The 23,250-nt window shown below is 74.2% G+C and carries 24 protein-coding genes and 2 pseudogenes; 15 read left to right on the top strand and 11 right to left on the bottom strand.

The window, feature by feature from the left end; genetic code table 11:
- Positions 1-159: 159 nt before the first annotated feature.
- Positions 160-441, top strand: a pseudogene (locus tag VF468_15575) (sigma-70 family RNA polymerase sigma factor).
- A gap of 108 nt (positions 442-549) precedes the next feature.
- Here VF468_15575 and metG read toward each other — a convergent pair.
- The gene (gene metG / locus VF468_15580; protein ID HEX5879714.1) at positions 550-2,145 is read right to left on the bottom strand and encodes a methionine--tRNA ligase; all 1,596 of its coding nucleotides are present in this window, start codon (positions 2,143-2,145) and stop codon (positions 550-552) included.
- A gap of 98 nt (positions 2,146-2,243) precedes the next feature.
- Positions 2,244-2,651: a MarR family transcriptional regulator gene (locus tag VF468_15585; GenBank protein HEX5879715.1), complete on the bottom strand. Its 408-nt coding sequence runs from the start codon at positions 2,649-2,651 to the stop codon at positions 2,244-2,246.
- A 408-nt stretch (positions 2,652-3,059) separates the two neighbouring features.
- On the opposite strand from VF468_15585, the gene VF468_15590 reads away from it, so the two are divergent.
- Positions 3,060-3,575, top strand: coding sequence for an HU family DNA-binding protein (locus VF468_15590; GenBank protein ID HEX5879716.1), 516 nt, complete (start codon positions 3,060-3,062; stop codon positions 3,573-3,575).
- A 63-nt stretch (positions 3,576-3,638) separates the two neighbouring features.
- Here the strand turns inward: VF468_15590 and VF468_15595 are convergent, their stop codons facing one another.
- Together VF468_15595 and cofC are read right to left on the bottom strand one after the other, a co-directional pair.
- Entirely contained in the window at positions 3,639-3,857 is a 219-nt protein-coding gene (locus tag VF468_15595; GenBank protein ID HEX5879717.1) for a hypothetical protein, read from the bottom strand.
- A 68-nt stretch (positions 3,858-3,925) separates the two neighbouring features.
- Positions 3,926-4,549 carry a 2-phospho-L-lactate guanylyltransferase gene (gene cofC / locus VF468_15600; protein HEX5879718.1) on the bottom strand — a complete coding sequence of 208 codons (624 nt, stop codon included), beginning with the start codon at positions 4,547-4,549 and terminating at the stop codon, positions 3,926-3,928.
- Between the two features lie 28 nt (positions 4,550-4,577).
- Between cofC and VF468_15605 the strand changes: the two genes are divergently transcribed.
- The 5 genes and pseudogenes from VF468_15605 to VF468_15625 all read left to right on the top strand — a co-directional run bounded on the left by VF468_15605 (position 4,578) and on the right by VF468_15625 (position 8,465).
- The gene (locus VF468_15605) at positions 4,578-5,279 is read left to right on the top strand and encodes a lysophospholipid acyltransferase family protein (protein ID HEX5879719.1); all 702 of its coding nucleotides are present in this window, start codon (positions 4,578-4,580) and stop codon (positions 5,277-5,279) included.
- A complete protein-coding gene (locus VF468_15610) occupies positions 5,276-5,749 on the top strand; it encodes a hypothetical protein (GenBank protein ID HEX5879720.1) in 474 nt (157 codons plus the stop codon). The genes VF468_15605 and VF468_15610 overlap by 4 nt, the downstream gene beginning before the upstream one ends.
- Entirely contained in the window at positions 5,742-6,917 is a 1,176-nt protein-coding gene (locus tag VF468_15615) for an aminotransferase class I/II-fold pyridoxal phosphate-dependent enzyme (protein ID HEX5879721.1), read from the top strand. Before VF468_15610 ends, VF468_15615 begins: the two co-directional genes overlap by 8 nt.
- Positions 6,918-6,920: 3 nt before the next feature.
- Positions 6,921-7,973: a D-alanine--D-alanine ligase family protein gene (locus VF468_15620; protein HEX5879722.1), complete on the top strand. Its 1,053-nt coding sequence runs from the start codon at positions 6,921-6,923 to the stop codon at positions 7,971-7,973.
- A 51-nt stretch (positions 7,974-8,024) separates the two neighbouring features.
- A pseudogene (locus VF468_15625) lies at positions 8,025-8,465 on the top strand (Clp protease N-terminal domain-containing protein).
- Positions 8,466-8,917: 452 nt separating this feature from the next.
- On the opposite strand, the gene VF468_15630 reads toward VF468_15625, so the two are convergent.
- On the bottom strand, positions 8,918-10,135 hold the full coding sequence (locus tag VF468_15630) for a pyridoxal phosphate-dependent aminotransferase (protein HEX5879723.1): 1,218 nt from the start codon (positions 10,133-10,135) through the stop codon (positions 8,918-8,920).
- 53 nt (positions 10,136-10,188) lie between these two features.
- Between VF468_15630 and serC the strand changes: the two genes are divergently transcribed.
- Complete coding sequence (serC, locus tag VF468_15635; protein ID HEX5879724.1) at positions 10,189-11,313, top strand: phosphoserine transaminase; 1,125 nt, start codon at positions 10,189-10,191, stop codon at positions 11,311-11,313.
- Here serC and VF468_15640 read toward each other — a convergent pair.
- Positions 11,310-11,543 (bottom strand): Lrp/AsnC ligand binding domain-containing protein, encoded by a 234-nt coding sequence (locus VF468_15640; GenBank protein HEX5879725.1) that lies wholly within the window; start codon positions 11,541-11,543, stop codon positions 11,310-11,312. The genes serC and VF468_15640 overlap by 4 nt on opposite strands.
- 193 nt (positions 11,544-11,736) lie before the next feature.
- Between VF468_15640 and VF468_15645 the strand changes: the two genes are divergently transcribed.
- Genes VF468_15645 through thiL form a run of 3 tightly spaced genes read left to right on the top strand, consistent with a single transcriptional unit; the run spans position 11,737 to position 14,955 of the window.
- A complete protein-coding gene (locus VF468_15645; protein ID HEX5879726.1) occupies positions 11,737-12,396 on the top strand; it encodes a phosphoribosyltransferase family protein in 660 nt (219 codons plus the stop codon).
- Between the two features lie 37 nt (positions 12,397-12,433).
- A complete protein-coding gene (locus VF468_15650; protein ID HEX5879727.1) occupies positions 12,434-13,981 on the top strand; it encodes a phosphoenolpyruvate carboxykinase in 1,548 nt (515 codons plus the stop codon).
- Positions 13,982-14,013: 32 nt separating this feature from the next.
- On the top strand, positions 14,014-14,955 hold the full coding sequence (thiL, locus tag VF468_15655) for a thiamine-phosphate kinase (GenBank protein ID HEX5879728.1): 942 nt from the start codon (positions 14,014-14,016) through the stop codon (positions 14,953-14,955).
- On the opposite strand, the gene VF468_15660 is transcribed toward thiL, so the two are convergent.
- Positions 14,952-16,304, bottom strand: coding sequence for an FAD-dependent oxidoreductase (locus VF468_15660; GenBank protein ID HEX5879729.1), 1,353 nt, complete (start codon positions 16,302-16,304; stop codon positions 14,952-14,954). The genes thiL and VF468_15660 overlap by 4 nt on opposite strands.
- Positions 16,305-16,521: 217 nt before the next feature.
- Here VF468_15660 and VF468_15665 point away from each other — a divergent pair, with 217 nt between their 5' ends.
- Entirely contained in the window at positions 16,522-18,024 is a 1,503-nt protein-coding gene (locus tag VF468_15665) for an aldehyde dehydrogenase family protein (protein ID HEX5879730.1), read from the top strand.
- 10 nt (positions 18,025-18,034) lie between these two features.
- On the opposite strand, the gene VF468_15670 is transcribed toward VF468_15665, so the two are convergent.
- The gene (locus VF468_15670; protein ID HEX5879731.1) at positions 18,035-18,484 is read right to left on the bottom strand and encodes a pyridoxamine 5'-phosphate oxidase family protein; all 450 of its coding nucleotides are present in this window, start codon (positions 18,482-18,484) and stop codon (positions 18,035-18,037) included.
- Positions 18,485-18,549: 65 nt separating this feature from the next.
- Here VF468_15670 and thiD point away from each other — a divergent pair, with 65 nt between their 5' ends.
- Complete coding sequence (thiD, locus tag VF468_15675) at positions 18,550-19,425, top strand: bifunctional hydroxymethylpyrimidine kinase/phosphomethylpyrimidine kinase (GenBank protein ID HEX5879732.1); 876 nt, start codon at positions 18,550-18,552, stop codon at positions 19,423-19,425.
- A 4-nt stretch (positions 19,426-19,429) separates the two neighbouring features.
- The gene (locus VF468_15680) at positions 19,430-19,873 is read left to right on the top strand and encodes an NUDIX hydrolase (protein HEX5879733.1); all 444 of its coding nucleotides are present in this window, start codon (positions 19,430-19,432) and stop codon (positions 19,871-19,873) included.
- A gap of 41 nt (positions 19,874-19,914) precedes the next feature.
- Here VF468_15680 and VF468_15685 read toward each other — a convergent pair whose 3' ends face one another.
- Positions 19,915-20,583: a DUF6483 family protein gene (locus VF468_15685; protein ID HEX5879734.1), complete on the bottom strand. Its 669-nt coding sequence runs from the start codon at positions 20,581-20,583 to the stop codon at positions 19,915-19,917.
- 68 nt (positions 20,584-20,651) lie between these two features.
- Here VF468_15685 and VF468_15690 point away from each other — a divergent pair, with 68 nt between their 5' ends.
- On the top strand, positions 20,652-21,758 hold the full coding sequence (locus VF468_15690; GenBank protein ID HEX5879735.1) for an AI-2E family transporter: 1,107 nt from the start codon (positions 20,652-20,654) through the stop codon (positions 21,756-21,758).
- Positions 21,759-21,776: 18 nt separating this feature from the next.
- Here the strand turns inward: VF468_15690 and VF468_15695 are convergent, their stop codons facing one another.
- Positions 21,777-22,943, bottom strand: a complete 1,167-nt coding sequence (locus VF468_15695; GenBank protein HEX5879736.1) for an MFS transporter — start codon at positions 22,941-22,943, stop codon at positions 21,777-21,779.
- A 65-nt stretch (positions 22,944-23,008) separates the two neighbouring features.
- Complete coding sequence (rpmB, locus tag VF468_15700) at positions 23,009-23,200, bottom strand: 50S ribosomal protein L28 (GenBank protein ID HEX5879737.1); 192 nt, start codon at positions 23,198-23,200, stop codon at positions 23,009-23,011.
- Positions 23,201-23,250 lie beyond the last annotated feature (50 nt).

The following is a 23,250-nucleotide window of genomic DNA, read 5'->3' on the forward strand; positions in this document are numbered from 1 at the left end:
GACCCGGCCGCGGTCGGCGCAGCCGTGACCGGGGACGAGGCGCTGGCCGCCGGCCTGCTGCGGGCGGCGGCCACCCTCGGCTGCGACTGAACCGAACCGGCGCCGGCCTTGCCGCGAACGCGATGTAGGGACGTCTCGCGCGCAAGGGGAGCAGGCTCGGTGGACGGCCAGCCGCCGCGGTTCGGGGAGTGGGAACGGGACCTGCGCGCCCGCCTGCTGGACGGGGACGAGCTCGCCCTGGCCGAGGCCTGCGACCAGTTCTCGCCCGTGGTCTACGGCCTCGCCGTCCGGGTCACCGGCGACCCCGCGGCCGCCGAGGACGTCGCCCAGGAGGTGTTCCTCCACCTCTGGGAGCGGCCCTGGGCCTTCGACCCCGACCGGGGACGGCTGCGGGCCTGGCTGGCCACCATGGCCCACCACCGCGCCGTCGACCACCTGCGCCGCGCCGGCGTCCGCGGCCGCGCCGCCACCCGGGCGGCCGCCGAGCTGCCGCCCGCCTCCGGTCGGAGGGCATGGAGGGCGGGTGGTGACGCGTCCGGCGCCGCCGGCTCAGCGCCGCAGCGGCGGCGCCGGCGGGCCGGGGACCAGCGGCGGCCGCCCGTCCAGCTCCCAGCGGACGGGGTCGGGAGCGCGGCCGAGCAGCGCCCGGATCCGCCCGGCGGTGGTGGGGACGAACGGCCAGGCGGCCACGCCCAGGGCGTCCAGCAGGGGGAGGAGGCGGGTGAGCTCGCGATGGGCGTCGGGGTCGGGGAGCCGCCAGGGCTCGGTGGCGGCCAGGCGGCGGTTGACCGTGCGGCCGACGGCGTGGACGGCCTGGAGGGCGCGGCGCAGCTCGGCCCGGTCGATGGCGGCGCCGACCTCGGCCAGGGCGGCGGCGGCCTCGGCCCGCTCGGGGGTGGCGGCGGCCAGGGCGGCCGGGTCGGGCTTGCCACCGAAGCGGCGCCACAGCAGGGTCGCCACCCGGTGGGGCGGGCCGGCGATCGCCCCGAGCAGGCCGCTGGCGGTCAGCTCGTCGACTTTGTCCCAGGCCAGCTCGACGTCGGCCGTCTCCGGGCCAAGGGCGCACAGGGCGTGGCGCAACGGGTCGAGCCCCACCCGGTCGATCCCGTCGTCGATCGTGGGGGCATGCCCCCGGCTGGCCGACAGCTTGGCTCCTGACAGGAGGAGATGGTGGTTGGCGACCACCTCGTCGGGCGGGCGCAGGCCCTGGCCGGCGCCGAGCAGGATGGCCGGCCACCAGACGGTGTGGAACCAGATGTTGTCCTTGCCGACGAAGTAGCGGTGGCGGGACTCGGGCCCCTGCCACCAGCGCCGCCAGGCGTCGGGGTCGCCGCGCCGGCCGGCCCACTCCACCGAGGCCGACAGGTAGCCGATGACGGCGTCGAACCAGACGTACAGGCGGCGGTCGCCCCAGCCGGGCAGGGGAACGGGCACGCCCCAGTCCAGGTCGCGGGTGATCGCCCTCGGCCGCAGGCCGGCCGCCAGCCAGCCGCGGGCCTCGGCGCCAACGAACGGCCGCCAGCTCGCCTCGTGGCCGTCGAGGTAGCGCTCGACCGCCGGCTGGAGCAGGTCCAGGCGGAGGAAGAGCTGGCGCAGGGGCCGCAGCTCGGCCGGCCCGCCGCAGCGCCGGCAGCGCGGCGCGCCCAGCTCCTCGGGGTCGAGGGTACGGCCGCAGGTGTCGCACTGGTCGCCGCGGGCGCCGGGGGCGCCACAGCCGGGGCAGGTCCCCTCCACATAGCGGTCGGGCAGGGAGCGGCCCTCGCGGCCGCAGAAGGCGGCCGGCTGGGTCGCCTCGGCGACCAGCCCGCGCTCGTGGAGGCGCGCGAACAGCTCCTGGGTGACGGCGTGGTGCCCGCGGGTCGCCGTCCTGGTGTAGTGGTCGAAGGAGATGCCGGCGCGCGCGAAGGCGGCCGCGATGCGCTCGTGCTCGCGGTTGGCAAGGGCCGCCGGCGACAGCCCGGCCCGCTCGGCCGCGACCGTGATCGGGGTGCCGTGCTGGTCGGACCCGGAGACCAGCAGGACGCGGTCGCCGGCCAGGCGGTGGTAGCGGGCGGCGACGTCGGCGGGCAGGTAGGCCCCGGCGAGGTGGCCGAGGTGGCGCGGCCCGGACGCGTACGGCCAGGCGACGCCGATCAGGACGTCCATCAGTAGGTCCTCTCGCTGGCACCGGCCGACGACAACGGCATGGAGTCGGCCGTCGGCCGACGATCAATTGGATTCCGACCGGCGAATCGCCGGTCGGGTCAGTCGAGCAGGGCTCGGCGCAGGAGGTCGCGCAGCTGGCGCTGCTCGTCGACCGGGAGCTTGCCCAGGCCCGGTGGTGGCTCGGACAACCGGTCGAGCAGGCGCATTCGCAGGGCGGTGCCCTCCTCGGTGAGCATCAGGGTCTTGACCCGCCGGTCGCCCGGCGCCGACCCGCGCTCGACCAGGCCCCGGTCGCCCAGCCGGTCGACGATCCCGGTGATGTTCGAGGGATCGCAGTGGAGGCCGTCGGCCAGCTCCCGCATGGGGATCGGGTGCCCGGGGCGCAGCACCTTGAGGGCGTGCGCCTGGGGGAAGGAGAGACCGAGGTCGGTGACGGTGGCGAGGAACCGCGCCCGCATCCGCGACATCGACAGCTCGAGCAGCAGCTCCCAGATCTCCCTTGCCACTGGCGAACTCCGAGAGGGTTCCCCAGACCCCTCCGGAGCCACGGGGGATGCGTCGACGTCAGTCCTCGCCGTCATCACCCGCTCCGATACTTGAGGCCCTCAATGGTATGACCAGGATTCCACACGCCGTTGCCGGTGACAAGAACCACGGGCCCGGACCAGGACAAATGCCACGCATTCCGGCGAGACGCTCCAGGGCAACCCGCGCGAAATCGTTGCCCCATAAGGAGATCGCCACACCTTCACCAGTCGCGAGCCGATGATGCCGTTGTGTCGCAACGGATTGACGAGAATCGAGCTTGTTGACCTTTGCTATTCCCGTCTTTACGATGCTCGGCCGAAGGGGGACGGGCCAATGGGGTCCGGTCCCGACCGGGGGAATTCCCCTTACTGGGCAAGGAGGCGCCCTTGAACCGCAAGGAACTCGTCGACTCGATCCAGAAGCACACGTCTGTGGCGCGTGCCGATGTCGACAAGGTGCTCGGCAGCCTGATCCAGCACACCCAGGTCGCCGTCAAGAAGGGCGAGCGCGTGGCGCTGGTCGGCTTCGGGACCTTCGAGCGGCAGGACCGCAAGGCCCGCACCGCCCGCAACCCGCGCAGCGGGGCGCCGGTGAAGGTGAAGGCCACCAAGGTCCCGCGGTTCCGGGCCGGGCAGGGCTTCAAGGACGTCGTTGCCGGCAAGGCGGCCGCGCCCAAGCTCACCCCGGTGAAGTCCACCGCCAAGGCGACCACCGCCAAGGCCAGCTCGTCCAGGTCCACCGCGTCGCGGGCCAGCACCGCCAAGGCCTCGACCGCGAAGGCCTCGACGGCCAAGGCCAGCACCAGGGCGGCCGCGTCGCGCACCAGGGCCGCCAAGAGCTCGGTGAAGAGCACCGCCAAGGCCGGCTCGCGCGGCAAGGCCAAGAGCGGCAGGAAGAAGTAGCACCGCCGACGACGTCGAGGCCCCGCTCCGGCGGGGCCTCGGTCGTTCCCTGGGGAGAGTCGCTCAGGCGGGGTCGGGCAGGGTGAGGATGTTGACGTAGGTGACCCGGGCGTCGTCGCCCTCGCCCTCGACCCGGAACTTGACCCGCTGGCCGAGGGTGAGCTTGCGCAGCCCCGAGCCACGGAACGCCTCCGCGGGCACGTCGTACTCGACGCGGGCGTCGGTGAGCACGACCGCCGCCTGGGTCTCGGGGTCGAAGCTCTTCACGGTGCCCTGCAGCATCACGCCTCCTCCGGTCGATCCGGTCGCGCGGGGAGCATATCCCTGATCCATCGGGGGCTACCGCTTCACTAGGTGAGCCCCCGAACCCCAAGATCCCGGAGCCGGCGGGCGGTCACCGAGGCCGGGTCGAGGCGGCCGGCGACCAGGCGGAGGTCGTCGGCGGTGTCGACGTCAAGGGCCAGCCCCGGCTCGTCGACCCGGACGGCCCCGGGCACGGCCAGGTGGCGGGCGGCCGACGCCGGGCCGAAGCTGGGCGCGAACGACGCCGGGTCGCGCCAGGCGAGCACGTTGGTGCCGCCGCCGTCGTGGCTCGGGACCACCGCCACCGGCGCCGTCGCCGCCGCCAGCACCCGCTCCAGCCCGGCCGCCGAGGCCAGCGGCAGGTCGGCCGCCACCACCAGCAGCCCCGACCCGTTGGCGGTGGCGGCCGCCGCGGCCAGGGCGCCGTTCAGGTCGCCGGCCCCCGCCGGCTCCTCGACCACCCGGCAGCCCATGGCATCGGCCCGCCGCCACACCTCACGGTCGGGGGAGACCACCACCGGCCGCTCCAGCCCCCGGACCGACTGGAGGGCCGCGACCACGTCCTCGAACATGGCGATGGCCAGCAGCCGCCGCTGCAACGGCCCGACCTCGGGCGCGAGGCGGCCCTTGGCCTCGGCCAGGGCCTTCACGGGAATCAGCGGAACAGGCATCGCCGGGCAACGGTACTATGCGCCGAGCATGGCCGGCCTCCGGTATCCCGTCTACACCCTGGCCAAGGTCGTCGTGCCGCCGGTGATCCGCTTCTGGGTCCGGCTCGACTGCCAGGGTCTGCTCAACATCCCCCGCGAAGGCCCGGTGATCATCGCCGCCAACCACATCTCCTACTTCGACCCGCTGTGCCTTGGGACCTTCGTCGACACGGCCGGGCGCCAGGTCCGCTTCCTGGCCAAGTCGGAGCTGTACCGCAACCCGCTGCTGGGGGCGGTCCTGCGCGGGGCCGGGCAGATCCCGGTGTACCGCGAGACCCGCGACGCCCACCTGGCCCTGACCGACGCCGTGGCGGCCATGCGGGAGGGGGCGGCGGTGGCCATCTACCCGGAGGGCACCACCACCCGCAACGCCGACTTCTCCCCGATGGCGGCCAAGAACGGGGTCGCGCGCCTGGCCGCCCTCACCGGGGCGCCGGTCGTGCCGGTCGGCCAGTGGGGCGCCCACCTGCTGTTCACCCGGGGCAGGCTGGGCCCGTTCCGGCGGGGCGTCCGGGTGGTCGAGAAGGCCGGGCCGCCGATCGACCTCGGCCTCGAGCCCGACGCCTCCCTGGCCGAGATCAACCTGGCCAAGGACAAGGTGATGGAGGCCATCACCGGCCTGGTCGCCGAGGCCCGGGAGGGCTGGAGCCCGCCCGCCTGGTACCGGCCCAAGGCGGCCGGCCCGACATGACCGAGCGGTTCCAGCCCGGCGGCGTGACCCACGCGCTGGTCAGCGGGCTGGTCGAGCTGGCCCTGGCCTCGGCCCTGCTGGCCGGCTCGCTGGCGGTGTCGGAGTCGAGCCCGGGGGCGGCCACCTCCCTGTCGGTGGCCAGCCTGGTCTGGGCCGTCCTGGCCGTCGTCAGCCTGGTCGTGGCCTGGCTGCGGGCGCGGGTGCTGGCCGCCGAGCTGGACGACGAGGCGGTGACCCTGCACGGGCTGGGCGGGGCCCGCCGCTACCGCTACGACGAGTTGTCGGCCGTGGAGGTGTCGGGCCGGCGGACCCGGCTGGTGGCTCGCGACGGCGGGGTCCGGGTGGTCCGCGGGGTCCGCGGCCCCGCCCAGGGCAACCGCTTCCGGGCCCGGGTCCTGGCCCGCGCCAAGGCGGCGGTGGGAGTTGATAGCCTGCCCGCCGACCAGAGGGAAGGGGACAGCGATGGCTGACGGCTTCGCCACCCGATCGATCCACGCCGGCCGCCTGCCCCTGCCCGCCGAGCCGCCGCTGGCCACCCCGATCTGGCAGACCTCGACCTTCGTCTTCGACGACGCCGAGCACTACGCGCACACCCTCCGCCAGCCGCGGGAGGGCTACGTCTACACCCGCTACGAGAACCCGACCACGGCCGCCCTGGAGGCGACCGTGGCCGACCTGGAGGGCGCGGCCGAGGGCCTGGCCACCGCCTCGGGCATGGGCGCCATCGCCACCGTGCTGCTGTCGCTGGCCGGGACCGGCGACCACGTGGTCGCCCAGCGCGACCTCTACGGCGGGACCCACTCGCTGCTGGCCCACACCGCCCCCCGCTTCGGCATCGAGGTCAGCTTCGTCGACGCCGGCGACCCGGGGGCCGTCCGGGCCGCCCTGCGCCCCACCACCCGGGCCATCTACGCCGAGACGGTCGCCAACCCGACCATGGCCGTGGCCGACCTGCCCGCCCTGGCCGAGGCCGCCGCGCAGGGCGGGCTGCCCCTGGTGGTCGACAACACCGTGGCCACGCCGTACCTGTGCCGGCCGCTTGAGCACGGGGCGGCCGTGGTCGTCCACTCGGCCACCAAGTACCTGGGCGGCCACAGCGACGTGGTCGGCGGGCTCGCCCTGTTCGCCGGGCCGGAGCGGCACGACGCCGCCTGGCGGACCATGATCGAGCTCGGCGCCTCGCCCGACCCGTTCGCCGCCTGGCTGACCTTGCGCGGGGTCAAGACCCTGGCCCTGCGCATGCGCGCCCACGGCGCCAACGCCCGGCTGCTGGCCGAGCTCCTGGACGCCCATCCCAAGGTGACCCGCGTCTACTGGCCCGGCCTGCCCGGCCACGCCACCGCCGCCCTGGCCGCCAAGCTCCTGGACGGCGACCCGGGGATGCTCAGCTTCGACCTGGCCGGCGGCCGGGACGCCGGCCGGCGCTTCATCGAGGCGACCCAGGTGGCCAAGCTGGCCGCCTCCCTCGGCTCGGTGGAGACGCTGGTGTCCCATCCGGCGTCCACGACCCACCGCCAGTTCGCCCCCGACGCCCTGGCCGCGGCCGGCATCGGCGAGGGCATGGTGCGCGTCTCGGTCGGCCTGGAGGACGGGGCCGACCTGGCCGAGGACTTCACCCGAGCCCTGGAGGTGGCATAGCCAATGGCACGGACCCGCCTGGCCGTCCTGTACGGCGGCCGCTCGGCCGAGCACCAGGTGTCGGTGGTCTCGGCCCGCTCGGTCATGGAGGCACTCGACCCCGAGCGCTTCGAGGTCGTCCCGATCGCCATCACCCGCGGGGGCGCCTGGATGCTGCCCGAGCGGTCGCCCCTTGAGCTGCCCGCCGCCGACGGCGCCCTGCCCGAGGTGGAGGCGGCCGGGAAGGAGCTGGCCGTCCGGCCCCAGCAGGGCGTCAGCGGGGTCGACGTGGTCTTCCCGATCCTGCACGGCCCCTTCGGCGAGGACGGGACCGTCCAGGGCCTGCTCGAGCTGGCCGACCTGCCGTACGTGGGCAGCGGGGTGCTCGCCTCGGCCCTGGCCATGGACAAGGCCATGGCCAAGGTGGTGCTGGCCCAGGCCGGGCTGCCCCAGGCGCCGTACCTGGTCGTGCCCGAGCGGGACTGGCGGGCCGACCCGGGCAGGGTGGCGGCCGAGGTGGCCGGGCGCCTGGCCTACCCGGTGTTCACCAAGCCGGCCCGGCTCGGCTCCTCGATCGGCATCTCCAAGGTCAAGACCCCGGACGGCCTGGCCGCGGGCCTGGCCGCCGCCTTCGCCCACGACCCCAAGGCCCTGGTCGAGCAGGGCGTCGCCGCCCGCGAGCTGGAGTGCGGGGTGCTGGGCAACGACGCCCCCGAGGCCAGCGTGGTCGGCGAGGTCATCCCCGGCCACGAGTTCTACGACTTCGAGGCCAAGTACCTGGACGAGTCGTTGAAGCTGGAGATCCCCGCCCAGGTTTCCGACGCCGTCCGGGCCCGGGTGCGCGAGCTGTCGCTGCGCGCGTTCCAGGCGCTGGACTGCGAGGGCTTCGCCCGGGTCGACTTCTTCTACGAGGAGGCGACCGGCCGGGTCCTGCTCAACGAGGTCAACACCATCCCCGGGTTCACGCCCAAGAGCATGTTCCCGATGCTCTGGGCCGCCTCCGGCCTCGCCTACCCCGACCTGGTCGCCCGCCTGGTCGACCTGGCCGTCGAGCGTCACGCCGACCGCAGGCGCTGACCGCCAGGGCGTAGGCTTCCCGGGAGCGGCGCGCACGGGAGGCGGGTGCCGATGTTCGAGCGTTTCACGGACCGGGCCAGGCGGGTGGTCGTGCTCGCCCAGGAGGAGGCCCGGCTCCTCAACCACAGCCACATCGGCACCGAGCACATCATGCTCGGGCTGATCAACGAGAAGAAAGGGGTCGCGGCCATCGCCCTGACCGAGCTCGGCATCTCGCTGGAGGCGGCCAGGACGGAGGTTATCGAGGTCATCGGCCGCGGCGACGAGGAACCGGCGGCCCACATCCCGTTCACGCCCCGGGCCAAGAAGGTCCTGGAGCTGTCGCTGCGCGAGGCCATGGCGCTCGGCCACAACTACATCGGCACCGAGCACATCCTGCTCGGCCTCATCCGCGAGGGCGAGGGCGTGGCCGCCCAGGTGCTGGTCAAGCTGGGCGCCGACCTGGACCGGGTCCGCCAGCAGGTGGTGCAGCTCCTGGCCGGCCACTCCGGCCCGGCCGAGCCGGTCGCGGCCGGGTATCCCCGGGTGGCCCAGGAGGCGGTCACGTCGATGGTCGCGGGCGGGCCGGGCGCCTTCCAGACGGAGCCGGCCGAGCTGGTCCGGGTGGTGCCGCTGGCCCGCGAGGTGTTCCGGGGCTTCGGCGTCCGGCTGGTGCTGATCTCGCTGGAGGTCTGGTCGGGCTGGATGGACCTGCGCTACGTCCTGCTGCCCGAGGAGCAGCCGGGCGCGCAGCACCTGGTCGACTTCGACTGGCAGGTCAGCGACGACGCCGGCACCGACTACCAGCTGATGGGCATGGCCACCGGCGGCGGCCGCCTGCTCCACATCTTCCAGCTCGGCTTCCGGCCTGCCCCCCCGGAGGCGGCCCGGGTCATCACCCTGCGGGTCGGCGACCCCGAGCAGACCGACAGCCCCCTGGTGGTCGTCGAGATCGAGCTGGCCGCCTAGGCCGGGCGGGCTTCGGCCAGCAGCTTGGCGATGCGGGTGACCCCCTCGACCAGGTCGTCGTCGCCGAGGGCGTAGGACAGGCGGGCGTAGCCGGGGGCGCCGAAGGCCTCGCCGGGCACGATCGCCACCTTGGCCTCCTCCAGGATCAGGTCGGCCAGCTCCATGCTGGTGACCGGGTGCTGGCCGCGCAGCTCCCGGCCCAGCACCGCCTCGACCGACGGGAAGGCGTAGAAGGCGCCCTCCGGCTCGACGCAGGTCACGCCGGGGATGGCCCGGAGCAGCTCCAGCATCTTGCGGCGCCGCCGGTCGAAGGCGGTGCGCATCTCGTTCACTGCCACCAGGTCCCCGGAGACGGCGGCCAGGGCGGCCGCCTGGGAGACGTTGGCCACGTTCGAGGTGGCGTGGCTCTGGAGGTTGATGGCCGCCTTGACCACGTCAGGGGGGCCGATCAGCCAGCCGACCCGCCAGCCGGTCATGGCGTAGGTCTTGGCCACCCCGTTGACGACCACGCAGCGGTCGGCCAGCTCCGGCACCACCACCGGCATGGACGAGAACTCGGCCCGCCCGTACACCAGGTGCTCGTAGATCTCGTCGGTCAGCACCCACAGGCCGCGGCCGGACGCCCAGCGGCCGATGGCCTCGACCTCGTCGGGCGGGTAGACGGCGCCCGTCGGGTTGGAGGGGGAGACGAACACCAGCAGCTTGGTCCGGTCGGTGGCGGCCGCCTCGAGCTGGGAGACCGAGACCCGGAAGCCGGTCGACTGGTCGGTCTCCACGATCACCGGCTCGGCCCCGGTCAGCGAGATCGCCTCGGGGTAGGTGACCCAGAACGGCGACGGCAGCAGGACCTCGTCGCCCGGGTCGAGCAGGGTGGTGAAGGCCTGGAAGAGGGCGTGCTTGCCGCCGTTGGTGACCATCACCTGGCTCGGCTCGACCCGCAGGCCCGAGTCGCGGGCCGTCTTGGCCGCGATCGCCGCCCGCAGCTCGGGCAGGCCCGCCCCCGGGGTGTAGTGGTGGAACCTGGGCTCGTGGCAGGCGGCCGCGGCCGCCTCGACGATGTGGTGGGGGGTGGGGAAGTCGGGCTCGCCGGCGCCGAACCCGATCACGTCCTCCCCGGCCGCCTTGAGCGCCTTGGCCTTGGCGTCGATGGCCAGGGTGGCCGACTCGGCGATGGCGGCGACACGGCGGGAGATCCTCGGCTCTTGGGCTGGCACAGGGGCTGCCTCCGTCAGGCGCTGCGGTTGTGGAGCGAGGATAGAGTGGCCGCATGACCGACCAGAAATCCACCCCGATCCTTCCGGGCGAACTGCGCCCGCGGGACGGCCGCTTCGGCAGCGGCCCCTCCAAGGTCCGCCAGGAGGCGGTGGCCGCCCTGGCCGCGGCCGCCCCCGGCTTCCTCGGCACCAGCCACCGCCAGGCCCCGGTCCGCCAGGTCGTCGGCCGCATCCGGGCCGGGCTGGCCGAGCTGTTCGACCTGCCGGCCGGCTACGAGGTCGCCCTCGGCAACGGCGGGTCGACCCTCTTCTGGGACCTGGCCACCTTCTCCCTGATCGAGCGGCGCAGCCAGCACCTGGTGTTCGGCGAGTTCTCGGCCAAGTTCGCCGCCGCCGCCACCGCCGCACCCCACCTGGACGAGCCCCAGGTGATCGTCAGCCCGTTCGGCAGCCACCCCTCCCCGCGTCCCGAGCCTCTGGTCGACCTGTACGCCCTGACCCACAACGAGACCTCCACCGGGGTGGCCATGCCGATCCGGCGGCCGTCCGGCGCCGGCGGCCTGGTCTGCGTCGACGCCACCTCGGCCGCGGGCGGGCTGGCCGTCGACCCGCGCGAGTTCGACGTCTACTACTTCGCCCCGCAGAAGTCGTTCGCCGCCGACGGCGGCCTCTGGCTGGCCTGCCTGTCGCCGGCGGCCGTCGAGCGGGCCGGGCGGGTCGCCGCCTCCGGCCGCCACATCCCGGCCATGCTCGACCTCGGGGTGGCCCTGGAGCAGTCACGGCTCGACCAGACCCTCAACACCCCTGCCCTGGCCACCCTGTTCCTGCTCGCCAACCAGCTCGACTGGCTGCTGGAGCAGGGCGGCCTGGCCTGGGCGACCAAGCGCTGCGACGAGTCGGCCGGGATCGTCTACGGCTGGGCCGAGGCCAGCGGGTACGCGACCCCGTTCGTGGCCGACCCGGCCATGCGCAGCCACACCGTGGCCACCGTCGACCTCGACCCGTCGGTCGAGGCGGCGGCGGTGTCGCGGGCGCTGCGGGCCAACGAGATCCTCGACACCGAGTCGTATCGCAAGCTGGGGCGCAACCAGCTGCGCATCGCCATGTTCCCGGCGATCGAGCCGGGAGACCTGGACCGGCTGACCCGGGCGGTCGACTGGCTGGTGGAACGCCTCTAGAGGTGGACCACCGGGCAGGTGAGGGTGCGGGTGATGCCGTCCACCGCCTGGACCCTCGCCACCACGAGCTTGCCCAGGTCGTCGACGTTGCGGGCCTCGGCGCGGACGATCACGTCGTAGGGGCCGGTGACGTCCTCGGCCTGCTGGACGCCCTTGATCTCGGCGATCTCCTTGGCGACCTGGGCGGCCTTGCCGACCTCGGTCTGGATGAGGATGTATGCCGTCACCACAAGCAACGACCTCCTTGATCATGCCGCCGCAACGGCGCGCCCACGGCTGCACCGGGGTCGAAAGGTCTGCGCATGGTACACGGGGGTCCTGGGTGTGCCAAGGGCGGGACAGGGGCCGGTCAGGAAGCGACCGGCCAGGCGTTTCACGAAAGCGCAAGGCTCGGTATGCTTGCCTTCCCCGACCGGGAGCGAGATGGCGGCACGGCAGCGGCGATTCCTCGACCGGCTGGAGGCCGGCGGGCTGCTGGCCGAGGTCGTGGCCGGTCTCGTCAGCCCCCCCGTGCTGGTCCTCGGCATCCCCCGGGGCGGCGTGGTCGTGGCCGCCCGGGTCGCGGCCCGGCTCGGCGCTCCCCTTGACGTGGTCGTGCCCCGCAAGGTCGGCGCCCCCGGCAACCCCGAGCTGGCCGTCGGCGCCGTCGCCGACGGGGTGCAGGCGATCGACGAGCCGGCCGTGCGCCGCCTCGGCCTCGACATGGCCGAGGTCCGGGCCGAGGCCGCCCGCCAGACGGCCGAGGTGGCCAGGCGGACCGCCGCCTACCGCCAGGGCCTGCCCCCGCTCGTCCTGGCCGGCCGGACCGCGGTGCTGGTCGACGACGGGGTGGCGACCGGCTGGACCTGCGCGGCCGCCGCCTCCTACACCCGCCGGGCCGGCGCCGCCCGGGTCGTGGTCGCCGTGCCCGTCGGCCCGGTCGGCCTGGCCGAGCGGTTGCGGCCGGTGGTCGACGAGGTGGTCGTGCTGGTCACCCCGGACCCGTACCTCAACGTCGGCCAGGCCTACGAGCGGTTCCCCCAGGTGGACGACGACGAGGTCCTGCGCTGTCTCCAGGAAGGGCGAGCCCATTCGCCACGCTAGACTGGGGAACTCTCGTCTCCAACGTTGGAGGGCCTAGATGCCGAGCTCGCCACCGTCCGACCTGGGCCTTGCCGCCAAGTCGATCGCCTACCACCCGACCGAGGCCGAGCTTCGGTCCTACACCGACGCCATGCCCCAGGCCCGACAGACCGAGTACGGCAACGTCAACGTCCAGACCAAGGTGGTGTCCCGCTCCAAGGGGTCGACCTACGTGGTCACCGACCGGCCCGGCGAGCACAGCGACCAGACCATCGACCGGGAGGAGGGCGCCCGGCTGGCCGCCCTCCAGGACGAGTACATCCGCGGCCAGGACATGGTGGTGGTGGACGGCTTCGTCGGCCACGCCGGCCCCTACCGCACCCCGGCCCGGCTGATCATCGAGAAGGCCAACGCCAACATCGCCGGCATGCAGCGGTTCCTCTACTACGACCCGGTCGAGGGCGACACCGGCCACGAGCCCGAGATCACCATGATCTACACCCCCAACCTGGCCGCCCCCGGCTACCCGAACGACCGGGTGATCGCCGTCGACCTGGAGGCCGGCGTCACCCGGGTGCTCAACTCCGACTACTTCGGGGAGTCGAAGAAGGGCGGCCTGCGGATGTGGAACCGCAAGGTCTACGAGGGCGGCGGGCTGGCCATGCACGCCGGCTGCAAGGTCATCCCGACCTCCCACGGCGAGAGGACCATGCTGATCGTCGGCCTGTCGGGGACGGGCAAGACGACCACCACCTTCACCAAGCAGAACGGCTCCCAGGCGGTCCAGGACGACTTCATCGGGCTGTTCGCGGGGGGGAAGGTCGTCTCCACCGAGGACGGCTGCTTCGCCAAGACGTTCGCCCTGTCGGCCGAGGACGAGCCGGCCATCCACGGGGCGGTGACCAAGCCCGACGCGTATCTGGAGAATGTCTCCCAGCATGGCGACAAGATCGACTTCTTCGACACCTCCTATACCCAGAACGGCCGGGCCGTGTTCAACATGCGCTCGATCGACAACTACCCGGCCGACCGGGTCCCGCCGGCGTCGTTCCTGCTGATCCTCAACCGCAACGAGAACATCATCCCGGGGGTGGCCCGGCTCAACATCGAGCAGGCGGCCGGCTACTTCATGCTCGGCGAGACCCAGGGCACCTCGGCCGGCGGCAGGGACGAGGAGGGCAAGTCGCTGCGGGTGCCGGGGACCAACCCGTTCTTCCCGCTCCGCCACGAGCAGCAGGGCAACCGGCTGGCCGAGCTGCTGGAGACCCACCCGCTGGAGGTATTCCTGCTCAACACCGGGCGGGTCGGCGGCCCCGAGGACGACGACCGCTCCAAGAAGGTGCGGATCCCGCACTCCTCGGCCATCGTGCGGGCCATCGCCGAGGGCTCCATCACCTGGGACGAGGACCCCGACTTCGGCTACCAGGTCGCCTCCGAGGTGCCCGGCATCGACGACCCCGAGCTGCTCCAGCCCCGCCGGCTGTACGAGCGCCAGGGCCGCTCCGACGAGTACCGCCGCCAGGTCGAGCGCCTCAAGGCCGAGCGGGCCGACTACCTGAGCGAGTTCCCGGGCCTGGACGAGGCCATCGTCAAGGCGGTCTCCTGACCGAGGACCTGAGGCGCATCGGTGAGTTCGGGCTGATCGCCCGGCTCACCGGGGAGCTGGAGCTCGGGCCCGGGGTTGAGGTCGGGGCCGGCGACGACGCGGCCGTGCTCGAGCCCATGCCCGGGCACAAGCTGGTGGTCACCACCGACGTGCTGGTCGAGGGGCTCGACTTCACCGCCGCCCTGTCCGAGCCCGAGGACTGGGGCTGGAAGGCGGTCGCCGTCAACTGCTCCGACCTGGCCGCGATGGGTGCCGAGCCCCGCTGGCTGGTGATCGCGCTGACCGTGCCCGACCCCACCCCGGTGCCGACCCTTGAGCGGGTCTACGCCGGCGTCGGCGAGGCCTGCCGGGCGTTCGGGGCGGCGCTGGTCGGGGGCGACGTCTCCGCCGGCCCGGCCCTGTCGCTGGCCGTGACGGCGCTCGGCGAGGCCGAGCGGCCGGTGCTCCGGTCGGGGGCCCGGCCCGGCGACCGCCTGGCCGTGACCGGCCCGCTCGGGGCCGCCGCGGCCGGGCTGGCCCTGCTCCGGTCGGAGGACCCGGCGGCCAAGGAGCTGCTCGACCGGTTCCCGGGCCTGGCCGCCGCCCACCGCCGGCCCCGTCCGGCCCTGGCCATGGGCCTGGCCCTGGCCCGGGCGGGGGCGTCGGCCATGATCGACGTGTCCGACGGCCTGGCCGGCGACGCCGTCCACCTGGCCGAGTCGTCCGGGGTCGGGGTCGAGGTCCACGACGCCGCCGTCCCCCTCGCCCCCGGGGTCGCCGAGACGGCCGCCCTGCTGGGCCGGGACCCGCTGGAGCTGGCCCTCGGCGGGGGAGAGGACTTCGTCCTCGCCGCCGCCCTCCCCCGCACCGCCGACCTGGGCGGCGTGCTCGACTGCGGCCGCTTCACCCCCGACCAATCGACGCGGGTCCGGGTCACCCCGGCCGGCGTGATGCCATTGGCCGGCCTGGCCTACGACCACTTCCGCCAGGGCTAGCCGGCGGCGAGGACCTCGTCGGCGGCGCGCTCGCCCGACTGCACGGCCCCCTCCATGTAGGAGTTCCAGGCGGTGGCGGTCTCGGTGCCGGCCCAGTGGAGGCGGCCGACGGGCTCGCGCAGGGCCTGGCCGTAGGAGGTCCAGACCCCGGGCGGGAAGTAGCCGGCGTAGCAGCCGCCGCTGTACTCCTCGTCGGCCCAGGACCGCTCCAGCAGCTCCCGCGGCCGGCCGGCCCGCTCGCCGAAGAAGCCGACGAGGGAGGCCAGGATGGTGGCCCGCCGGTCGCCGTGGCTTCGGCGGGCCCAGGCGCGGGCCTGGTCGCCCTCGATGAAGCCGACCAGGACCCCGGGCGACCCGCCCTCGGGGCAGTTGTCGTAGACGACCGCGACCGGGCCGCTGTCGCTGACGGCGAACCCGGACAGTCCATCCTGGCGCCAGAAGGGCTCGTCGTAGATGGCGTGGATCTTGACCACGCTGCCCATCGGCACCCGCTGGGTGAGCTGGCTGCGCCAGCCGGGCATGGCCGGCCGGTAGCCGATCCGCCCGGCGATCGCCGGCGGCACGGCCAGGATCGCCCGCCCGGCGGTCACCGTCCGGTCGCCGGCCTCGACCACCACCCCGGCCTCGCCGTGGCGGACCAGCCGGGCCGGGGCGCCGAGCACGACCCGCTCGCCCAGCGGCTCGGCCAGCCGGATCGAGATGGCCTGGGCGCCCTGGTGGAAGCGGCGCTCCTGGGCGCCCCCGGCGGTGGCGAGCAGCATGGCCATGCTCCCCGCCGAGCGGATGACGAACAGGGTGTGCAGCAGCGACAGCTCGCGGGCCTCGGCGGCCAGCGTCCCCCGGACGATCTCCCGGAGCCAGTTCCGGACACGCTCGGACTCCACCCTGGCCTGGAGCCAGGTCTCGACCGTCTGGGAGTCCCAGGACAGCGCGTCCGTGGCCGTCCAGGGGGCCTCCGGCGGGACCGTGGCCGCCATGGCGTCGAGCTCGCGGATGGCCTGCCCCAGGGCGACCGCGCTCATCGGGTCGCCCTCGTCGAGCGGGTCGCCCTCGTAGCGGTGGGCCTGGCCGTCGCGGACCACGGTGTTGAGCCCCCGCTCCCAGGTCGGGTAGGTGGTGACGCCGACCCGCTCGGCCAGGGTGGCGATGCGGTCGTGGGTCGGCCCGACCCACTGGCCGCCGTGGTCGATCGGGGTGCCGTCGGCGGCGGGCAGGGTCAGGGTCCGCCCGCCGACCCGGTCGCGCGCCTCCAGCACCACCACCTCGGCGCCGGCGTCCACCAGCCGGGTCGCGGCGGCCAGGCCGGCCAGGCCGGCACCGACCACGACGACGTCTGCTGCGGGGGCCACTGCTCTCTCTCCTCGCTCGGATGGCGTCCTGGGGGCCTGCGATGCCAGGGATGCTGCGGCGGTCGGGCGAGTCACGGCCCCTCGCGAGCGCCGAGCGGGATGCGGGCGAATGCTACGAAGGTGCGACGGGAAAACACCAGCGCCGTGTCCGCTTCGCGACGATCTGGTGCCGCCCCGCCCACCGAATGGGTACATTCCTTTCGAGAAAGGGGACGGCATGGCGATCATCGAGGACCGCACGACCCGCGTCCGCACCTTCGACTCGACCAGCCCGGCCACCGGGGAGGTGGTGGGGAGCTTCCCGATGGACGGGCCCGAGCAGGTCGGGGCTGCCGTGGGCCGGGCCCGGGAGGCCCAGCGGGGCTGGGAGGAGCTGGGCTTCGACGGCCGCCGGCGGGCCCTGCTGGCCTACAAGGCGCTGCTGGTCCGCCGCACCGACGAGCTGGTCGCCCTGGTCCACCGGGAGAACGGCAAGCCGCACGCCGACGCCCTGATCGAGGTGCTGATGATCGTCGAGCACCTCGACTGGGCGGCCGGCAACGCCGCCCGGGTGCTGGGGCCGCGCCGGGTCCGGAGCACCCTGGTGCTGGCCAACCACGCCGCCTCGGTCGAGTACCAGCCGCTGGGGGTGGTGGGCGTCATCGGGCCCTGGAACTTCCCGGTGTTCACCCCCCTGGGGTCGGTCGTCTACGCCCTGGCCGCCGGCAACGCCGTTGTCCTCAAGCCGAGCGAGCTGACCCCGGCGGTGGGCTGCTTCCTGGCCGACACCTTCGCCGAGGCCGTTCCCGGCCAGCCGGTGTTCCAGGTGGTGACGGGGGACGGGGCCACCGGCCACGCCCTCTGCCTGGCCGGGGTGGACAAGGTCGCCCTCACCGGGTCGCCGGCCACCGGCCGCAAGGTGATGGCCGCCTGCGCCGAGCGCCTCACCCCGGTGGTGCTGGAGCTCGGCGGCAAGGACGCCATGGTGGTGGACGCCGACGCCGACCTGGACGCCGCCGCCGACCAGGCGGTCTGGGGCGGCATGGCCAACGCCGGCCAGACCTGCCTGGCCACCGAGCGCGTCTACGTGGTCGACGCCGTCTACGAGCCGTTCCTGGAGCGGCTGGTCGAGCGGGCCTCGCGGGTCCGGCCCGGGAGCGGCCCCGACGCCGACTTCGGCCCTATCACCCTGCCCCGGCAGCTGGAGGTCATCCGGCGGCACCTCGACGACGCCTTCGCCCGCGGGGCCAGGGCCCTGGTCGGCGGCCCGGACGCGGTCCGCCCGCCCTACGTCGACCCGGTGGTGCTGGTCGACGTGCCCGCCGACGCCCTGGTCATGCGGGAGGAGACCTTCGGCCCGGTCCTGCCCGTGACCAGGGCCCGCGACGCCGGCCACGCCGTCGCCCTGGCCAACGCCAACCCCTACGGCCTCGGCGCGGCCGTGTTCGCCGGCCGCGGCGCCGGCCGCATCGCCCGGGCCCTGCGGGCGGGCAGCGTCAGCATCAACTCGGTGCTGACCTTCGCCGGCATGCCGTCGCTGCCCATGGGCGGGGTGGGGGAGTCCGGCTTCGGCCGCGTCCACGGCCCCGACGGCCTGCGCGAGCTCTCCCGGGCCAAGGCCGTCAGCCGCCAGCGGCTCCCGCTGCCGTTCGGCATGCAGAGCTTCGACCGCCCCGGCTTCGTGCTCCCCGCCGTCAAGGCGGCCATGAAGCTCCGCCACGGCCGCGCCCCCCGTCCGTAACCAGGGGTCGTCAGCCGAGCTTGCGGTGATCCCAGCTCGACACCCGGGTCGGGTGGAAGCGGATCCCGACCCGCTTGGCCGCCTGGGGGGCGAGGGCGGCGCGCAGGTCCGGACCGGGGGTGCCGCCGTGGCGGACGGCCAGGGCGACGCCGATGTCGAGGACCAGCTCGGGGTCGCGGACCAGCTCGGCGTCGCACTCCATGCTCACCCCGCGCAGCTCCTGGTAGGTCGTGCCGGTCTCGGTCAGCAGGGTGGCCCGGGGGTCGCGCTCCAGGTTGCGGGCCTTCTGGGAGGCGGCGTAGGTCCAGCAGTCGAGGCGCCCGCCCGCCGGCACGTACCACAGGGCGACCAGGTGGGGCCGCCCCCCGGGGCCGATGGTGGCGCAGGTCACCGTGCGCTGGGCGTCCAGGAAGGCGGCCAGCTCGGCCTCGCTCATGCGGATCTGGCGGCGGCGGTCCATGCCGGAAGTCTACGGCCGCGACGCTGGTAGCCTGGCCCGATCGTTCCAGGGAGGAGGTGACGGCGGTGCCGGTGCCCGCGCGCGTGCTCACCATCGCCGGTTCCGACTCCGGCGGCGGGGCCGGGATCCAGGCGGACCTCAAGACGTTCCTGGCCCACGGCGTCCACGGCATGTCGGCCGTCACCGCCGTGACCGTGCAGAACTCCATCGGGGTGCAGGGCTTCTACGAGCTGGAGCCCCGGGCCGTGTTCGAGCAGATCGAGTCGGTGGCCACCGACATCGGGGTCGACGCGGCCAAGACCGGGATGCTGGCCTCGGCTCCGATCATCGAGGCCGTTGCCGGGGCCGTCGAGCGCTTCGGCCTGCCCAACCTGGTGGTCGACCCGGTGGCGGCGTCCAAGCACGGCGACCCGCTGCTGCGTCCCGACGCCGTCCAGGCCCTGCGCGAGCGGCTGGCCCCACTGGCCACCGTCATCACCCCCAACCTTGGCGAGGTGAAGGTCCTGACCGGGGTCGAGGTGCGCGACCGGGGCGACCTGCTCGCCGCCGCCCGGGCGGTGCACGAGCTGGGGCCGCGCTGGGTGCTGGTCAAGGGCGGGCACCTGCCTGGCGGTCACGCCGTAGATCTGTTATTCGACGGCGGCCACGCGGTCGAGCTGACCGCCCCCCGCCTGGCCACCCCGCACACCCACGGGACCGGCTGCACCCTGGCCTCGGCCATCGCCGCCAACCTGGCCTCCGGCCTGGACGTGGCCACCGCCGTCCAGGAGGCCAAGCGCTACCTGTCGGGGGCGATCGCCGGCGGCTTCCCGCTCGGCAAGGGCATCGGCCCCACCGACCACGCCTGGCGGTTCCGGGCCGCCGGCCTGCTCCGCCCCGGCGGCCCCAGCCACCCCACGCCCGTGCCCTGGCCGTACGGGCCCAACCCCTACGAGGGCTGACTCCATGGCTTCACGCAAGGCGACGCTGGTGGCCAGGGCCCTGGTCGTCCACGACGGCAAGGTGCTGGCCGCCCACCACCGCCACGCCAGCGGCGACGACTTCTGGTGCCTGCCCGGCGGCAAGGCCAAGCCTGACGAGCGGGTCGAGGACGCGGCCCGGCGCGAGCTGCTGGAGGAGACCGGCCTGCCCATCGGCCTGGCCGGCGTTCTCTGGCTCCAGGACCTGGTCGACGAGGACGAGTTCGTGGTCGTGTTCGCCGGCTGGCTGGCCGCCGGCCACGACGGCGTCCTCGACATCGAGCCCAACCCGTCCGGGGACCGGAACCTGGCCGAGGTCGCCTGGAAGACCCCCGAGGAGCTGCTGGCCGGCGACTTCCGCCCCGAGGGCCTGCTCAAGCTGCTCGACCTCGGCAACCTCCCCGAGCTGTCCCGGCCCGAGGTCTCCTAGGGCGAGAACCGCAGGCCCTGCCGTTCGACGACGGTCGCCGGCTAGCCACCCTCGCCGACGGCCGGCTCGCGGCGCAGCAGCTCGGCCAGGGTGTCGTTGACCTCGGCGGGGGAGAGGCCGCCGGCGACCAGCCGCTCCGGCTCCAGCGGGCGCAGGCGCTGGCAGAAGGCGATCGCCTCCTCGACCGGCCCGGGGTCCAAGGGCCGCTCGTCGATCAGCTCGAACAGGGCGTCCTCGGCGTCGGCGTAGCGCCCCAGCGCCTCCAGCACCCTGGCTGTGGCCAGGCGCTGGGCCGCCGACAGTTCCAGCTCCCCGGCCCGGTCCAGCAGCTCGCCGGCCAGCCGCTGGTCGAGCAGCCGCTCGGACCGCGCGGCCAGGCAGCCGGCCAGGGCGAGGGCCCGCCGGTAGCGCAGCGCCGCCTCCCCGGGCTGGCCGGCCCCCTGGTACAGGTCGGCCTCGGCCTTGAGCAGCTCGAGGGCCAGCGCCACCCGCCGCAGGTCCGGGTTCGACCCGGAGGTGAGCAGGTCCACCAGCTGCCCGTCGTCGAGCACGGCCACGACCCGGCTCCCGACCCCGATCAGCGGCTTGTACGCCTCGTCGAACATGCCCAGCGCCTCGTCCCCCCGCCCGGCCTTGGCCAGCCCCATAATGGCGGCGAGCATCCGCCCGACCTGCTCGATCTGGCGCATCAGGTAGTCGCGCTGGTACAGGGGTACCCCTCCTCGCCGGGACGGCCGGGCATCGCCAGTATGGCGGTCAGCGACACTGAGAGGAGCCCATGAGCGACCACGAACGGCCGGAGGTTCCCCCGGCGCTGCGGCGGCTGGCCGCCTGGAGCTGGCGGCTGCTGGTCGTGCTGGCCGCCGCCGGGCTCGTGCTCTACCTGTTCATCCTGCTCAAGGTCATCGTCGTGCCGGTGATCGTGGCCCTGTTCCTGGCCACCCTGCTGGTCCCCCTGGTGGACTGGCTCCAGGCCCGCGGCTGGAAGCACCTGCCGGCGGTGCTGGCCGTCTTCGGCGGGGCCGTGCTGCTGATCGCGGCCATCATCGCCGGGTTCGTCCCGCTGATCGGCAACGAGCTGGAGACGCTGCGCCAGCGGGCCGATGAGGGCGTGGCCGAGGTCCAGCGCTACATCGCCTCACGCCCGTTCGGGCTCAGCGAGGCCGACCTCAACCGCTATCTGGACCAGGCCCGCGAGCGCTTCACCGAGAACTCGAGCGGCCTGACCCGGGGCGCGGTCGCGGGCGTGACCGTGGTCGGGGAGGTCGTCACCGGGCTGATCCTGTGTCTGTTCCTGACCTTCTTCTTCGTCAAGGACTCCGAGCGCTTCACCCGCTGGATCCTCGACTTCGCCGGCCGCCACCGCGAGGCCCACCTGCGCGAGATCGGCACCCGCTCGGCCATCGCGGTCAGCGGGTATCTGCGCGGCCAGGCCACCGTGGGCCTGGTCGACGGCCTGTTCATCGGGATCGGGCTGGCGGTGCTGGGCGTCCCCTTGGTCGTCCCGCTGGCCTTCTTGACCTTTGTGGCCGCGTTCCTGCCGCTGGTCGGCGCGTTCGTCGCCGGCGCCCTGGCCGCTCTGGTCGCCCTGGTCACCAAGGGCCTGACGACCGCCCTGCTGGTGGTCGGCCTGACGGTGCTGGTGCAGCAGCTGGAGGGCCACCTGCTGGCCCCGCTGCTGCTGGGCCGGGCGGTGTCTCTGCACCCGGTGGTGATCATCCTCGCCCTGGCCGCCGGGGCCATCCTCGGCGGCATCATCGGGGCGTTCCTGGCCGTGCCGATCGCCGCCGTGGTCACCGCCGTCGGCACCTACCTGCGCGGCGAACCGGCCGGCGAGCCCGCGGACGCGGGCGAGCCGGAACCCGAGACCAGCGGCCGGACGTGAGGCCTGGCGAGCCCCATCTCAGGTGACCCCGGAGGGTCGGAGCGTCTCGGGGGTTCGCAGGATCAGGGCCAGCGCGACCGCCGTGGGCACCGCGGCCAGAACGAACGCCCAGCCGAACCCGACCACCGGGACCGCCCAGCCCGCCAGGAGCGGCCCCACGGTGAACCCGAGGTCGCCGCAGAACCGGAACACGCCCACGGCGGTCCCTGACACCTGGGCCGGCGCGACGTCGGACAGCATCGCGCCCGGCGGCACTCCGGCCGCGCCCGACATCACGCCGAGCACCGCCAGCACCACACCGAGCAGCAGTGGGGTCGGGGCCAGACCGATCGCGGCGGTGGCCACGGCCAGCCCGGCGAGCGCCGGCACCAGCACGGGCTTGCGGCCGCGCTGGTCGGCGACGCTGCCGGCCGGGTAGAGGACCACGAGCTCGGCCGTCAGCGCGATCGCGAACAGCACCCCGATCCCCACCGTCGACAGCCCGAGCACGTCACTGGCGAACAGTGGGACGAGGGTGTCGAACACCACCGCCACCATCCACAGGTAGGCGAAGTTCGTCACCACCACCGGGACCAGCCCGGGAGTCCGCAGCAGCCGGGCCAGGCCGCCGCCCTCGGCGGAGGTCGGCCGGGGGATGCCCTCGGCCGGCGCCGGGCCGGGCCGGGCGGCGGAGTCGAGGACCAGCCACAGGACGGCGGCCATGGCCACCACCACAGCGTTGACGAGCAACGGCCCGGCCAGGCCGAGGCGGTGGGCGACCACGCCACTGGCGGCCCCGCCGGCCACGAAGCCGGTGTTGAACGCGCCGTAGAAGATCCCCAGGGTGCGGGCCATCTGCTGGGTCGGGACGACCCGTAGCACGCGGGTGTACAAGGCGGCCAGGGCGATGGCCGAGCCGACCCCGGCGGCCGCCCAGGCGGCCACCGCCATCGCGAAGCTGGAGGCGATCCCGGTCAGCGCGGAGCCGGCCGCGATCACCGCCAGCCCACCCGCCGCCGTGGCCCGCTCGCCAAGGCGGTCGACGATCCGACCCGCGGCCAGGTCGAAGACCAGACGGGCCAGGCCGTAGGCCGACACCAGCAGGCCCACGGCGCCGTAGCCGACGCCGAAGGACCGGGCGAACAACGGCAGGATCGGCAGGACCAGCCCCGCCCCCGCCATCACGATGAAGACGACCAGGACCACGGCGATGACACGGCGGTCCGACAGGATCGTCCCGATCCCGGCCTGTGGCTCCTGGTCCGGGCCCGCTAGACCGCCCGGCGGACCTTGTTGGCCTTGATGCAGGAGGTGCAGACGTTGCGGCGGCGCGGCGTCCGACCTTCCAGGATGCGGATGCGCTGGATGTTGGGGTTCCAGCGCCGCGGGCTCCGCTTGTGGGAGAAGCTCACCTTCATGCCGAAGCCCGGGTGCTTGCCGCAGATGTCGCAGACGGCGGCCATCGTCGAAGGACCTTCCTCAAGAGTGGGGTTGCGCGAGTTCACGAGCGCCG

It is taken from the genome of Actinomycetota bacterium, from assembly GCA_036280995.1.
Classification (GTDB): Bacteria; Actinomycetota; CALGFH01; order CALGFH01; family CALGFH01; genus CALGFH01.